The organism is Clostridium sp. CAG:265, from assembly GCF_000436575.1.
Classification (GTDB): domain Bacteria; phylum Bacillota; class Clostridia; order Clostridiales; family Clostridiaceae; genus Clostridium; species Clostridium lentum.
This window is the reverse complement of the sequence record NZ_FR886579.1, coordinates 39944-53896: the sequence shown is the minus strand read 5'-3', so window position 1 is coordinate 53896 and position 13953 is coordinate 39944. Positions and strand designations below refer to the sequence as shown.

Below are 13953 nucleotides of genomic sequence, written 5' to 3'. Positions count from 1 at the left end.
ATTCCCGAAGGGAGCGTGGCGAAAGCCACTTTTTTATGCTTAGGAAATAGTTAAAAAGAAAGTATGATTTTACATAATAAAAATAAAGGAATATTTATATAAGAGAGAAGAAATAAAAAAAGTATATAGGCGTAAATAAAATACTTGTAAATGAGTATAATAATTAATAAAACACTGCACAAATAAACTTTCAGTATAAATACTAAATAGATGGACAAAATATTTATGAGGTGATAAGTATGGGAAGTAAATTAAAAATTAATAAGAAAGAAAATAAGAATATAAGTCATAATCCTCGAGCAGAAAGTGTTAAATCATGTTTTGGAGAACCTAAAGCAAAGCCATATGATCCAACAGATTTTAAGATTTAATTTTTTGAGCATTCTAGCAATTTTTAGTCAGTGTTTAAGGCTGTAAAAAATAAATTTAATTATTTGGAATAGTTGAATGAAGATAGATAATAATAAAAAAGTTATAAGATTTATCAGTTGATGAAAAATAAATAAAATATATAAATGAACTGGAACCTATAAGATAGACACTTATAAAATAGATTCTATCTATATAGGTTCTTTTTGTGTACAATAAATAAATGTTGATATACATATTAAGTATTTAATATAATTATATTATAAATAATACATAATGCTTATTATTTGGAGGGGACTATATGGAACATGATGTTGTAACTAAAGAAAAAGGTAAAATAAAAGTAAAGGAGCCTAAAAAATATAGTGTCATTATGGAAAATGATGATTTTACAACAATGGAATTTGTCATTGATGTATTGATGAGCGTGTTTAATAAAGATAGCGTAGAAGCTAATAGAATAATGCTTGATGTACATTCTAAAGGAAGAGGAGTAGTAGGAACTTATCCATATGATATTGCTGTTACAAAAGTATCAATAGCAATGGATATGGCTAAAGAAGAAGGATTTCCCTTTATGATAACTATTGAGGAGGTTTAATGTATGCAGGTGACAAAAGAAGTTAATGAAGTAATAGTTGCTGCAATTGAATATGCTAGAGAAAATAAGCATGAATATGTGACAGCTGAACACATATTATATAAATGTACTTTTATAGAAAAAGTACAAAATGCCATGGAGAAATGTGGTGCAGATATTGAAAATTTAAGAAAAAATCTAAATGAATATTTTAATGAGTATATAAAGACTACAGAAAATACAGGTATTCAAGAAAGCTATAGTTTTCAGCAAGTGATATTAACATCTGGAGAGCAGGCTATGGCTTCTGGTAAAAATGTCATAGAAATTGAACATATTTTATCAGTTATATATATGATGGAAGATAGTTATGCTTTATATTTTTTAAATTTAGAGGGAATAGATAAAAGAAATCTTCTTTTTACTTTATGTCATAAAGAAGGGAATGTAAAGTCAGAAGAAGGTGGAGAAAAATCATCAAAAAATAAAGGTGAGCAAAAAGGCAGTAATAAATCTATAATTGAGAAGTATACTGTAAATTTAAATGAATTTGTTAAAGAGCAAGATAATAATTTGCTTATAGGGCGTCAAGATATTTTAGATAGAACTATACAGATTCTATGCAGAAGAACTAAAAATAATCCTATTCATGTTGGAGAGCCAGGTGTAGGAAAGACATCTATAGTGTTAGGGCTTGCTAGACTTATTAATGAAGGTAAGGTTCCAGAAAAACTTAAGAACTCAGAAATATATTCTCTTGATATTGGTGGGTTATTGGCAGGAACTAAGTATAGAGGCGATTTTGAAGAGAGAATAAAAAAAGTGCTAGAGCAGATTAAGCATAGAGTTAATCCAATAGTTTATATTGATGAGATACACTCAATAGTAGGAGCAGGAGCTTTAGGTGGTGGTTCTTTAGATGCATCTAATCTTCTTAAGCCATATTTAATGGAAGGAAAGATAAAATTTATTGGTGCAACTACTTTTGATGAATATAAAAAACATTTTGAAAAGGATAAAGCTCTTACAAGAAGATTTCAGACAGTGGAAGTAAAGGAGCCTAGCATTAACGAAACTGTTGAAATTATTAATGGAATTAAAAAGTCGTATGAAGAATATCATAATGTATCTTATACTGATAAGGCTATTGAAAGTGCAGTTATTTTAAGTAATAAGTATATAAATGATAAATTCTTACCGGATAAGGCTATTGATGTTATAGATGAAGCTGGTGCATCTATTTCTATGGAAAATAGTGAAGAAAGAACATTAATTGATAATGTTAAAATTGAAGAAATAATTTCAAAAATGTGTCATATTCCTAAGAAAACAGTTGAAAAGGATGAAATTGAAGCTTTAATGACTTTAGAAAATAAATTAAAGCTTAATATTTTTGGACAAAATGTTGCCATAGATGAAGTTGTAAAATGTATAAAGATGTCAAGAGCTGGACTTAAAGATGAAGGCAAACCTGTTGCTTCAATGCTTTTTGTTGGACCTACAGGTGTAGGGAAAACAGAAATATGCAGAGTGTTATCAAAGGAATTAGGGATAAAACTTATTAGATTTGATATGAGTGAATATGGTGAAAAGCATGCAGCATCTAAGCTTATTGGAGCGCCACCAGGTTATGTAGGGTATGAAGAGGGTGGACTACTTACGGATTCAGTCCGTAAGAATCCATATTCTGTATTACTATTAGATGAAATTGAAAAAGCTCACCCAGATATTTTAAGTGTATTACTTCAGGTAATGGATTATGCTACACTTACAGATAACCAAGGTAGAAAAGCTGATTTTAGAAATGTAATACTAATTATGACTTCCAATGCAGGTGCCAAGGAAATTGGCAAAAATAAGGTAGGCTTTGGTGAAAGAGTAGTACAAGTAGAAGCCATCAAGGATGAAGTAAAACGATTCTTCACTCCAGAATTTAGAAATAGATTAGATAAAATTGTGGTATTTAACCATATAGATAAAGAAATGACAAGAAATATAACTATAAAAGAAATCGGTTTATTTAAAGAACAATTATTAAGTAAAAATATAATATTAGAATTTGATGAGTCTGTTATAAATCATATAAGCAATGAAGGGGTTTCTAAAGAATATGGAGCAAGAGAAATCAGTAGAATAATAAATTCAGAAATTAAGGCATTGTTAATTGATGAAGTATTGTTTGGTAGATTAAAAGATGGTGGAAAGGCTAAAGTTGTATTTAATGATAGTAAATATGATATAGAGTTTTAGAAAATATAAAATTAACTATTTTTAAAGATAAATTTTATTGACAAAAAATATTTTATAGAATAATATAAAAACAAATAATATAAATTAAAAACTGTGATAAAGAGGAGTACGGATTAGGAAGTATTAAGAGAGGAAGGTCTTGGCTGAAAGCCTTCTATATGGAATATCCCGAAGGTAGCTTTTGAGTTTCTTTGCTGAAAGTTTAGTAATTAGTAGGCAAAGACGGCGTTCATAGCCGTTATTGAATTAAGAGCCCATAATAATGGCCAATATTTATTTAGTATAGTTTAAAGTTGAAATGCTAAAATAGTATTGTGCCTGTGGGAATAAAGGTGGTACCGCGAGTCTTCGTCCTTTTTTAGGACTTAGGCTCTTTTTTATTTGTACAATTTATTAAACTAAGGAGGTTTCTGTAATGGAAGAAAAAAACAATTTACCTACCACGTATAATCCAAAAGAATTTGAAGAAAGAATTTATAAAATTTGGGAAGAGAAGAAATATTTCACACCAGTAGTTGATAAGAGCAAAAAGCCTTTTTCAATTGTTATGCCACCGCCAAATATAACTGGTAGATTGCACTTAGGGCATGCATTAGACAATACTCTTCAAGATATGCTTATTAGATTTAAAAGAATGCAAGGATACTGTACTTTATGGTTACCAGGACAAGATCATGCATCTATTGCTACAGAAGTTAAAGTTGAAAATGAGTTATTGAAGCAAGGATTAGTAAAAAAAGAAATGGGAAGAGAAGCTTTCCTTGAAAAAGTTTGGGAATGGTCTGATGAATATAGAGGTCATATAAGAGAACAACTTAAGAAGATGGGAGTATCTGCGGATTTCTCAAGAGAAGCGTTTACAATGGATGAAAATTTAAACAAAGCTGTAAGAACTGTCTTTGTTAAGTTATATAATGAAGGACTTATATATCAAGGAAACAGAATAACTAACTGGTGTCCTAAATGTACAACAGCATTGTCAGATGCAGAAATAGAATACGAAGAAAAAGAAGGAAGCTTCTGGCACATAAATTATCCATTATCTGATGGTTCAGGATTCTTAGAAATAGCAACAACAAGACCAGAAACATTATTAGGAGATACAGCAGTTGCTGTTAACCCAAATGATGATAGATTTAAACATTTAATTGGTAAGACATTAAAGTTACCGCTAACTGATAGAGAAATACCAGTAGTTGGTGATGAATATGTTGATATAGAATTTGGAACTGGTGCTGTTAAAATAACTCCTGCACATGATCCAAATGATTTTGAAGTTGGTAAGAGACATAACCTTCCACAAATAAGAGTTATGGATGACCATGGTATAATAAATGAATTAGGTGGAAAATATCAAGGGCTTGATAGATATGAAGCTAGAAAACAAATGGTTGAAGATTTAGACAAATTAGGTCTATTAGTTAAGATAAAACCGCATACTCATAATGTTGGAACACATGATAGATGTGGAACAGTTATTGAACCAATAATATCTAAGCAATGGTATGTTAAGATGGAATCTTTAGCTAAGCCAGCTATTGAAGCTGTAAGAGGCGGAAAAACTAAATTTGTTCCAGAAAGATTTGATAAAATCTACTTCAACTGGATGGAAAATATTCAAGATTGGTGTATATCAAGACAATTATGGTGGGGACATAGAATACCAGTTTACTACTGTAATGATTGTGGACATATGATGGTTGAAGTTGATGCACCATGTAAATGTTCAAAATGCGAAAGCACTAATTTAAGACAAGAAGATGACGTTCTTGATACATGGTTCTCATCTGCACTTTGGCCTTTCTCAACTTTAGGATGGCCTAATAAAACAGAAGATTTAGAATACTTCTATCCAACTAACGTTCTTGTTACAGGATACGATATAATCTTCTTCTGGGTAGCTAGAATGATATTCTCAGGGATTCATAATATGGGAGAAACTCCATTTGATACAGTATTAATCCACGGTATTATAAGAGACTCTCAAGGTAGAAAGATGAGTAAGTCACTTGGTAATGGAGTAGATCCATTAGAAGTTATTGAAGAATATGGTGCTGATGCCTTAAGATTTATGCTTGTAACAGGTAATTCACCAGGAAATGATATAAGATATATTCCTGAAAGAGTTGAAGCAGCAAGAAACTTTGCTAACAAAATGTGGAATGCATCAAGATTCGTTATGATGAACTTAGATAAAGAAGTTATGGCTAAATATGCTGAATGCAAAGAATATAGCTTAGCTGATAAATGGATTTTATCTCAAATGAATACTCTTGTTAAAGAAGTAACTGAAAATATGGAAAAATACGAATTAGGAATAGCACTTCAAAAAGTTTATGACTTTATGTGGACTGAATTCTGTGATTGGTATATAGAACTTGTTAAACCAGTATTCTTCAGCGATGATGAAAAGCAAAAAGGAATAGTATACAACGTATTATATACTGTATTAACTACAGGATTAAAATTATTACATCCAGTAATGCCATTCATTACAGAAGAAATATATACTACTTTAACTGATGGTGAATCAATAACTATCTCAACTTGGCCAAAATTCAACGAAACATTAGTTGATGCTAAGGCTGAAAAAGATATGGAATACATCATAGAAGCTATTAAATCTTTAAGAAATGTTAGAGCTGAAATGAATGTACCACCATCAAGAAAAGCTAAAGTAATAAGCTATATTAATGATGAAGCTAGAGATGCATTTAATGCAGGTACAGCTTATATTGAAAAATTAGCTTCAGCTTCAGATGTTGAATTTATAAATGATAAAGCATTAGTTCCTGAAAATGCTGTATCAGTAGTAGTTAAAGGTGGAGAATTATTTATGCCACTACTTGACTTAGTTGATAAGGAAAAGGAACTTGAAAGATTAAATAAAGAAAAGAGCAAACTTGAAGGTGAAATAACTAGAATAGAAAAGAAACTTTCTAATGCAGGATTTGTTGCAAAAGCTCCAGAGGCTGTAGTAGAAGGTGAAAAAGCAAAAATGGCTAAATATCAAGAAATGCTTGATGCTGTTTTAGTTAGAATAGATACTTTAAAATAGTTTATAAAAAATGGATATCTACGTTGGTAGATGTCCATTTTTTGTAAGGAAAATTTAAGATGAATCTGTTAAATAGTAGAGCAATAAATTTTGCATTTTTGTTAATTATACATTATATTTAAATAAAGGTGAAAATAAAAAATAAAATTTTGGGGTGGTTTGATGAAATACCAAGAAGCAATAAAATATATAACAGAAGTAGGGAATTTTGGCTCTAATTATGGCTTAGAAAGAACATATAAATTATTGGAATTTCTTGATAATCCTCATGGGAAACTAAAAATAATCCATGTAGCAGGGACAAATGGTAAGGGGTCTACCACGGCAATGATTACTTCTATGTTAAAGGAAGCTGGATATAAAGTAGGCATGTACACTTCTCCATTCTTAGAAGAATTTGAAGAGAGAATTCAAATTAATGGGAATAATATACCTAAGGAAAAACTTGCACAGCTTATGACAAAGATTAAGTATGCTGTAGATAAGGTGATAGAAGAGGGGTATAATCATCCTACGGAGTTTGAAATAATAACAGCATTGATGTTTTTATATTTTGCTACTGAAAAGGTGGATTTTGCAGTAGTGGAAGTAGGCCTTGGAGGAAGACTTGATTCTACCAATGTAATAACACCTATCTTGTCTGTAATTACTTCTATAAGTTTTGATCATACAAATATTTTAGGAAATACCTTAGAAGAAATTGCTAGAGAAAAGGCTGGTATAATTAAGGCAGGTATACCCACTTTAATATATCCTCAAGAAGAGATAGTAGAAAAAGTGCTGAGCGAAAAATGTGAGGAGTTAGGTGCAAAGCTTTATAAGATAAATAAAGATGATGCAAAATTAGTTGAGATAATTAAGGAAGATAAGATATATCAGCTAGTAAAGGTGAAGTTAGATGATGAATATGATGTTAAGCTTCAACTATTAGGTGAGCATCAGATTTTAAATTTAGCAGTGGCTTTGAAGGCCTTAGAAATTATTAAAGATAAAGCAGCAAAGTTAAGTAAGGAAAGTATAATAAAAGCCCTGTCAGAAGTTAGATGGAATGGAAGACTAGAAGTAATGAGTAATGAGCCATGTGTTGTAATAGATGGAGCACATAATATTCAGGGAATAACGCAACTTGATAAAAATATTAAAAAATATTTTAAATATGATGATTTATATTTAATATTAGGAATATTAGCAGATAAAGACGTTGATCATATGGTTAAGGTTATTACTCCTCAAGCAAAGAAGGTCTTTACAGTAACACCTAATTCAATAAGAGCTGAAACATCAGAAGAGTTAATGGGAGTGGTAAAGAAATATAATCAGGATTGTCAAGCTTATAGTGATTATAAAAATGCTTTTGAAGATGCTTTAAAGCTTTGCAAGAAGGATGATTTACTGCTTATAAGTGGTTCATTATATATGATAGGTGAAATGAGAGGAATAATAAAAAAACATTTTAGTAAATAATACTTTGTTTACTAAAATTCACTAATATAGTATACTGATATAAAAAAATATATTAAATAAATATGTTCAATTTGAGGAGGAAAAAATATGGCAGCACATTTACATATTATGGCTAAGGAAGGCTCTATAGCAGAAACAGTATTATTACCAGGAGACCCTTTAAGAGCTAAATTTATAGCAGAAAACTTTTTAGAAGATGTAGTTTGTTATAATGAAGTAAGAGGAATGTATGGATATACTGGAACATATAAAGGAAAGAGAGTTTCAGTGCAAGGAACAGGAATGGGATTACCATCACATTCTATTTATGTAAATGAACTAATTAAATTCTATGGAGCAAAGAGACTAATTAGAATAGGTTCAGCTGGATCTATAAATGACAATGTAAACGTAAGGGATTTAGTTTTAGCTCAAAGTGCATCAACGAATTCAGGAATTAACAAAAGAAGATTCCAAGGACTAGATTATGCACCAACAGCCAACTTTGAGCTATTATATGATGCATATAATATTGCTAAAAATAAAGGTGTTAATGTAAAAGTAGGAAATGTATTATCTAGTGATTTATTCTATGATGATACAAATGGGTTTGGAGCTAAGAATTGGGCAGAGTATGGCTGTCTTGCTATTGAAATGGAAACAGCAGAGCTTTATACATTAGCTGCTAAATATAATGTTGAAGCACTTTCAATATTAACTATATCTGATCATGTATTTAGAGGAGAAGAAACATCTCCAGAAGAAAGACAAAATACATTTACTGATATGATGGAAGTAGCTTTACAATTAATAAAATAAACTTTAATACAAAAAAGATGATTTTATATATCATCTTTTTTGTATATTATGATTTTATTTTATTTTTAATATTAATGAACATTGATAGATATTTATTAGATTTAGCATTTTGTGTTTTTGAAATAGTAAAGCAATAAAAAATACAATTAAGAATTGAAACAAAACCACTAATAATAACACCTACTTTTAGAGAAAGATTAATTATAATTCTTTGAGAAGAGTATAATTTTTTATTTCTTTCGTAATCTTCAATTAGGAAATTATTTACTCCATCAATAAAAGCTCTATAATCATTTTCAGAAATTTCCTCTCTATTCATAAATTCATTGTAATATTTAATATATTTTTCTTCTTCAGTATTTACAACGTCTAATACTGTATCTATATGGCTTATAAATACAGAATTAAGCACCTTATAGCCTACGAATAAAAATGTACAAAATATTAAACATGCAATAATTCTAAATATAATTTTAAAAGTTTTCACATTTATTCTCCCTAAGTTTTAATATTTTCCACTATATTATCGGTTAATATATGAAAAAATTAATATTAAATTTATTAATAATTTTAATTTTTTTAGTTAATATATTTAAGTAAAGGGAGAAGTGAAAATATTAAAAGTGCATTTAAAAATATAAGTGATATTTTTATAATATTTATTTCTTGTATTACTATGTATAATAGGTTATAAATATGGAGTTATTAATGTAAAAAAGTAGTTATAATGATATTTAATAATATATTATATATGTATAATAAATAAAATAAAAAGACAATCTTCTAAAAAGTATTACAAATAGCACCCATTAAAAGAATACAACATATAATGAAATTACAGTGTATCTTTTAAAGGAGGTGTAATATTGAAATCATTAATTCTATGCACAACAGCAAGTGATTCAATTTGTAAACTAGTATTAGATAGCTTAGATATGAAAAAAATAAGGTTAAAACATTGCGATAAACCAGTTGGGCCACATGGTATAAGGTCATATTCAGATACTGTTATTACAGCGAATAGTTATAATGATTCTGTATCTTTTTTTTATGGTGAAAATCTTATTGAGGACAAGGTTATAGGTGTTGGGCCAAAGCCAAATGATTTATTAATGCATGATTATAAAGTTTATGTAATTTGTGGAGAGTCTAATTCAATGGTTATATATGACCTTAAGGAAGATAAAAGTATAGGTGAAGTAGCTACTGAAAGCTGGCCACATAGTATTGACATGGATTTTAATAATAAATTATTATTTGTGTCAAACTTGGAAAGTGATAGTATTACAGTAATATCTATGGATAATTATGATACTGTTGAAAATATTCAAGTGCCGGAATATCCTACAAAAATAAGGGTATCCAATGATAAAAATAGGATTTATATCTGTTGCAGTTATTTAGGAAAAGATAAACGAGGATATATAGATGTAATTAATATTGGTAATTTTCAAAAAATAGCAAGGGTTATGGTTGGATATTCACCAATAGATATGATTGAAGATGATGATAATATTTATGTTTCTAATTTTACCGATGGAACAATTAGTGTAATAGCCAAAAGAACATATACGGTAGAAAAGGTTATTTATGTAGGTGGAATGCCAAAGGGAATTTTTAAGTATGGATCAGTGTTATATGTAGCTGATTATTTAAAGAGTAAACTTATTTTAATTGAAGATGATAAAGTAATAAAAGTCATAGCAATCGAGTCTGAACCCAATGCCATGACTTTATTTTAATCATTGTCATCAAATAAGCTTTGAATTATTTTTGTATAAATAGTAGAAGGATCATCTTTCCATTTTGAACATAAAGAATTGGCTTGTTTTTTGCTAGGAACAGATACCTTTAAATCAATTAATAAGCTTTCATCTTCAAAGGCTCTTAAATTTACAATATAGGAATCATTATTATCAATGGTATAATCGCTATAAATTGTCAGCTCCTTTTTTATATTTTCAATAGTTGCGGAGATATAATTATTGATTATATCTCTTTTTATTGGAGCAATCCTGTCGGTGAAAAATGATAAAACCTTTTCTCCTTTATCAGTTATGGAAATTAATTTTTTCTCATTTTTTTCAATATACTTTACAAAGTTAGAATATTCTAACTCGCTTATGTATTGTTGAAGAGTAAAGTAATTTATAAAGTTATTTTCTAAAATTATTTCTGTTAACTGTGTATTTGAAATGGGTTGTTTTAATGATTTTATAACATATAAAACTAAAAGTTTATTTTCTGCTAGTTCTGCTGAGTTTTCGTACATATTAAACCTCCAATTTGAAAGTATCTATATTATTATAACATAAATTTTAAACACTGTAATATTATTGTCATTAAAATTATACATTAAGAATATAAATTAGTAAAAATTAAGTTAAGAGGTTTTTTATGCTTAAGGGAAAAAAAGTTGTTATAGAAGTAATTTTGCTTGTATTTATAATTATTCTGTCATTTGCTGTAAATAAACGCAATATTAGTGTAAGCACTAATAATCAAGCTAAACTACCTATATTTAGAGTGAATACAGAAGAAAAAGAAATAGCACTTACCTTTGATATTAATTGGGCAGAAGAGGAGCATTTAGATGAAATTCTACAAGTATTAAAAAAATATGATGTAAAAGGTACTTTTTTTATTATGGGTGGTTGGATAAATTATACAGATGATAATAAAGAAAAGCTTAAAAATATATATAATGATGGTCATGAAATAGGTAATCATAGCTATATACATCCTAACTTTGTAAATATTACAGAAGAAAGAATGAATGATGAATTACAAAAGACGGAAGATATTATTTATGAAACAATTGGATGTAATACAAAATTATTTAGATTTCCAAGTGGCTCATATAATGAAAAAGCATTAAATTATGTTTTATCAAAAGGATATAAATGTATTCAGTGGGATGTTGATTCAGTTGATTGGAAACAATCGGGGGCAGATGTGGAATATAACAGAGTAATGAAAAATGTAAAAGCAGGGTCAATATTATTATTTCACAATAATGCTAAATATACTCCAGAGAATTTAGAGAGGATTATTAATAAATTGACAGGTGATGGCTATAAATTTTTAACAGTTAGTGAATTAATTTATGATGATGATTATTATATTGATGAAAATGGAGCACAAAATAAAAAATAAATATTATAAATATATTGAAAAGTACACATGATTTGTATTATAATGGAAATAAATTCTTATATGGTAATAAATTTATAAATAAGCTAAAAAATTACTAATGGAGAGAGGGGTAAAGATGGACAATTTGATGTTAAATAATAAAATTTATCTTGAAGGGAAGATTGTAAGCAAACTTGAATTCAGTCATGAAATGTATGGAGAAGGATTTTATACATTTTTTATGGAAGTTACTAGATTAAGTGATTCTGTTGATTTACTAAATATAACAGTATCAGAAAGATTAATTAGTAATATGGACTTAAGTATTGGAAAAGAAATAATAGTATTAGGACAATTAAGGTCGTATAATAAGTTTGTAGATGGATCTAATAAGCTTATACTAACTGTATTTGCTAGAAACATAGAACCATGCATTGAAAAAAGCAAAAATCCTAATGAAATATTCCTAGATGGATATATATGTAAGGAACCTGTTTATAGAAAAACACCTTTTGGTAGAGAAATTGCAGATGTATTATTAGCTGTAAATAGAGCTTACAATAAATCAGATTATATACCAACAATAGCTTGGGGAAGAAATTCAAGATTTTGCCAAACTTTAGAAGTTGGAGATAATATAAGGGTATGGGGAAGGCTTCAAAGCAGAGAATATCAAAAGAAAATCAGTGAAACAGAAGTAGTTAAGAAGATAGCATACGAAGTTTCTATTTCTAAGATGGAAAGAGTAACTGAAGAAAATGATGAAAACTTCAATAGTGAAGAACATGAAAATACGCATGTAACTGAAAAAGGTGCTATATAATTTTAAAAATATATAGCTTAAATAATAACAAGCTCCGTAGTGGAGCTTGTTATTATTTTCTTAAATCACTAAGTATTTGAGTTTTATTTTTTGTTTTGTCATCTACAGATTTAACAATCTTTGCAGGGCTTCCAGCAACGACAACTCCAGAAGGTACATCACTTATAACTACAGAACCAGCAGCTACTACAGAGCCATTACCAATTTTAACACCTTCTAATATTACTGAATTAGCACCTATCATTACATCATCACCAATTTCACAAGGAGATTTGCTTGGTGGTTCTAATACACCAGCTACGACGGCACCAGCACCTAAGTGAACTCTTTTACCAATCTTTCCTCTAGCTCCAATAACAGCATTCATATCAACCATAGAGCCTTCACCGATTTCTGCACCTATATTAATAACGGCACCCATCATTATGACAGCATTTTTACCAATAACAACTTTATCTCTAATAATTGCACCAGGTTCAATTCTTGCATCGATAGCCAGCAAATCAAGCATAGGAATAGCTGAATTTCTTCTATCATTTTCTACTCTGAAATTTTTAATTCGATCTTTGTTATTCAATATAAGTTCAGATATTTTTTCAGATTCACCATATAGTACATAAAAATTATTAGAACTATATACTTCGATATTTTCAAAATTTACATCATCTAAATTACCATTAATATAAACCTTCACAGGAGTAGATTTCTTAGATTCTTTTATAAATCTTGCAATTTCATATGGATCAGTTAAATTATAATTCATATTATCATCCTTTCTTCTTGTGAATTTGAATTAAATAGATATTATTAATTATAATAGACAAAAAAGGTAATTTAAAGAGTAAATAGAAAAAATATGAAAAAACTTTACGAATCATTGTATGTTAATGTACAATGATTTAAAGGAGATGATTTAATGAAATTAAAGAAAGGATTAGTACAAATTTATACTGGTGACGGAAAAGGAAAGACAACAGCAGCAATAGGGCAAGGGATAAGAAGTGCAGGATATGGATTAAATGTTGTAATGGTCCAATTTTTAAAGGGAGGATATACAGGAGAACTTTCAACAATAGATAAAATTGATAATTTTAATATTTTTAGATTTGAAAAAGAAAGGGATTTCGTATGGAATTTATCAAAAGCTGAAATTGAGGAATTAAAAAAAGAAATTAGAACAGGATATGAATTTATTAAGAAAATAGTTGATGAAGGTTCTTGTGATGTTCTTATTATAGATGAGATAATGGGAGCTCATTATAATAAATTTATAAGTACTGATGAGATAATATATTTAATTAAGAATAAAAAGGAATCAATGGAAATTGTTTTAACAGGGAGAAATGTTCCAATGGAAGTTATTGATTTAGCAGATTTAGTGACTGAAATGAAGATGATTAAACATCCTTTTGAAAAAGGAATAGGTGCCAGAGAAGGTATAGAGTATTAAAAGATGGTATAAACATTGGGGGAGAA

13 protein-coding genes and 1 other annotated feature are annotated in these 13953 nt (G+C 28.6%); of the genes, 10 read left to right on the top strand and 3 right to left on the bottom strand.

The annotated features are described in order from the left end of the window. Window positions 1-239 precede the first annotated feature (239 nt). The 6 genes from Q5O29_RS01045 to deoD all read left to right on the top strand — a co-directional run bounded on the left by Q5O29_RS01045 (window position 240) and on the right by deoD (window position 8519). Window positions 240-371 (top strand): CPC_1213 family protein, encoded by a 132-nt coding sequence (locus Q5O29_RS01045; RefSeq protein ID WP_022211174.1) that lies wholly within the window; start codon window positions 240-242, stop codon window positions 369-371. A 299-nt stretch (window positions 372-670) separates the two neighbouring features. Next, window positions 671-970: an ATP-dependent Clp protease adaptor ClpS gene (locus tag Q5O29_RS01040; RefSeq protein WP_022211173.1), complete on the top strand. Its 300-nt coding sequence runs from the start codon at window positions 671-673 to the stop codon at window positions 968-970. Between the two features lie 3 nt (window positions 971-973). Next, window positions 974-3199: an ATP-dependent Clp protease ATP-binding subunit ClpA gene (gene clpA / locus Q5O29_RS01035; RefSeq protein ID WP_022211172.1), complete on the top strand. Its 2226-nt coding sequence runs from the start codon at window positions 974-976 to the stop codon at window positions 3197-3199. Between the two features lie 84 nt (window positions 3200-3283). After that, window positions 3284-3558 (top strand) — a binding site (T-box leader). Between the two features lie 56 nt (window positions 3559-3614). Beyond that, window positions 3615-6257: a valine--tRNA ligase gene (locus Q5O29_RS01030; RefSeq protein ID WP_022211171.1), complete on the top strand. Its 2643-nt coding sequence runs from the start codon at window positions 3615-3617 to the stop codon at window positions 6255-6257. A gap of 162 nt (window positions 6258-6419) precedes the next feature. Then, on the top strand, window positions 6420-7721 hold the full coding sequence (locus tag Q5O29_RS01025) for a folylpolyglutamate synthase/dihydrofolate synthase family protein (RefSeq protein WP_022211170.1): 1302 nt from the start codon (window positions 6420-6422) through the stop codon (window positions 7719-7721). Between the two features lie 87 nt (window positions 7722-7808). Continuing rightward, window positions 7809-8519, top strand: a complete 711-nt coding sequence (gene deoD, locus Q5O29_RS01020) for a purine-nucleoside phosphorylase (protein WP_022211169.1) — start codon at window positions 7809-7811, stop codon at window positions 8517-8519. 46 nt (window positions 8520-8565) lie between these two features. Here the strand turns inward: deoD and Q5O29_RS01015 are convergent, their stop codons facing one another. Further along, entirely contained in the window at window positions 8566-9006 is a 441-nt protein-coding gene (locus tag Q5O29_RS01015; RefSeq protein ID WP_022211168.1) for a hypothetical protein, read from the bottom strand. 379 nt (window positions 9007-9385) lie between these two features. On the opposite strand from Q5O29_RS01015, the gene Q5O29_RS01010 reads away from it, so the two are divergent. Beyond that, window positions 9386-10261: a YncE family protein gene (locus Q5O29_RS01010; RefSeq protein WP_022211167.1), complete on the top strand. Its 876-nt coding sequence runs from the start codon at window positions 9386-9388 to the stop codon at window positions 10259-10261. On the opposite strand, the gene Q5O29_RS01005 is transcribed toward Q5O29_RS01010, so the two are convergent. Then, complete coding sequence (locus Q5O29_RS01005) at window positions 10258-10791, bottom strand: DUF4364 family protein (protein WP_022211166.1); 534 nt, start codon at window positions 10789-10791, stop codon at window positions 10258-10260. The two genes, Q5O29_RS01010 and Q5O29_RS01005, sit on opposite strands and share 4 nt — an antisense overlap. Before the next feature lie 125 nt (window positions 10792-10916). Here Q5O29_RS01005 and Q5O29_RS01000 point away from each other — a divergent pair, with 125 nt between their 5' ends. Together Q5O29_RS01000 and Q5O29_RS00995 are read left to right on the top strand one after the other, a co-directional pair. Next, complete coding sequence (locus Q5O29_RS01000; protein WP_022211165.1) at window positions 10917-11675, top strand: polysaccharide deacetylase family protein; 759 nt, start codon at window positions 10917-10919, stop codon at window positions 11673-11675. Between the two features lie 115 nt (window positions 11676-11790). Next, window positions 11791-12477 carry a single-stranded DNA-binding protein gene (locus Q5O29_RS00995; protein ID WP_022211164.1) on the top strand — a complete coding sequence of 229 codons (687 nt, stop codon included), beginning with the start codon at window positions 11791-11793 and terminating at the stop codon, window positions 12475-12477. Window positions 12478-12529: 52 nt separating this feature from the next. On the opposite strand, the gene dapD is transcribed toward Q5O29_RS00995, so the two are convergent. Further along, window positions 12530-13240, bottom strand: coding sequence for a 2,3,4,5-tetrahydropyridine-2,6-dicarboxylate N-acetyltransferase (gene dapD / locus Q5O29_RS00990; protein WP_022211163.1), 711 nt, complete (start codon window positions 13238-13240; stop codon window positions 12530-12532). Between the two features lie 153 nt (window positions 13241-13393). On the opposite strand from dapD, the gene Q5O29_RS00985 reads away from it, so the two are divergent. Continuing rightward, entirely contained in the window at window positions 13394-13927 is a 534-nt protein-coding gene (locus Q5O29_RS00985) for a cob(I)yrinic acid a,c-diamide adenosyltransferase (protein ID WP_022211162.1), read from the top strand. Window positions 13928-13953: the final 26 nt, after the last annotated feature.

Excerpts from the sequence above, each read along its gene's own strand:
- Q5O29_RS01045 (WP_022211174.1), top strand. The coding sequence starts at position 240 with ATGGGAAGTAAATTAAAAATTAATAAGAAAGAAAATAAGAATATAAGT.
- Q5O29_RS01040 (WP_022211173.1), top strand. The coding sequence starts at position 671 with ATGGAACATGATGTTGTAACTAAAGAAAAAGGTAAAATAAAAGTAAAG.
- clpA (WP_022211172.1), top strand. The coding sequence starts at position 974 with ATGCAGGTGACAAAAGAAGTTAATGAAGTAATAGTTGCTGCAATTGAA.
- Q5O29_RS01030 (WP_022211171.1), top strand. The coding sequence starts at position 3,615 with ATGGAAGAAAAAAACAATTTACCTACCACGTATAATCCAAAAGAATTT.
- Q5O29_RS01025 (WP_022211170.1), top strand. The coding sequence starts at position 6,420 with ATGAAATACCAAGAAGCAATAAAATATATAACAGAAGTAGGGAATTTT.
- deoD (WP_022211169.1), top strand. The coding sequence starts at position 7,809 with ATGGCAGCACATTTACATATTATGGCTAAGGAAGGCTCTATAGCAGAA.
- Q5O29_RS01005 (WP_022211166.1), bottom strand. The coding sequence starts at position 10,791 with ATGTACGAAAACTCAGCAGAACTAGCAGAAAATAAACTTTTAGTTTTA.
- Q5O29_RS01000 (WP_022211165.1), top strand. The coding sequence starts at position 10,917 with ATGCTTAAGGGAAAAAAAGTTGTTATAGAAGTAATTTTGCTTGTATTT.
- Q5O29_RS00995 (WP_022211164.1), top strand. The coding sequence starts at position 11,791 with ATGGACAATTTGATGTTAAATAATAAAATTTATCTTGAAGGGAAGATT.
- dapD (WP_022211163.1), bottom strand. The coding sequence starts at position 13,240 with ATGAATTATAATTTAACTGATCCATATGAAATTGCAAGATTTATAAAA.
- Q5O29_RS00985 (WP_022211162.1), top strand. The coding sequence starts at position 13,394 with ATGAAATTAAAGAAAGGATTAGTACAAATTTATACTGGTGACGGAAAA.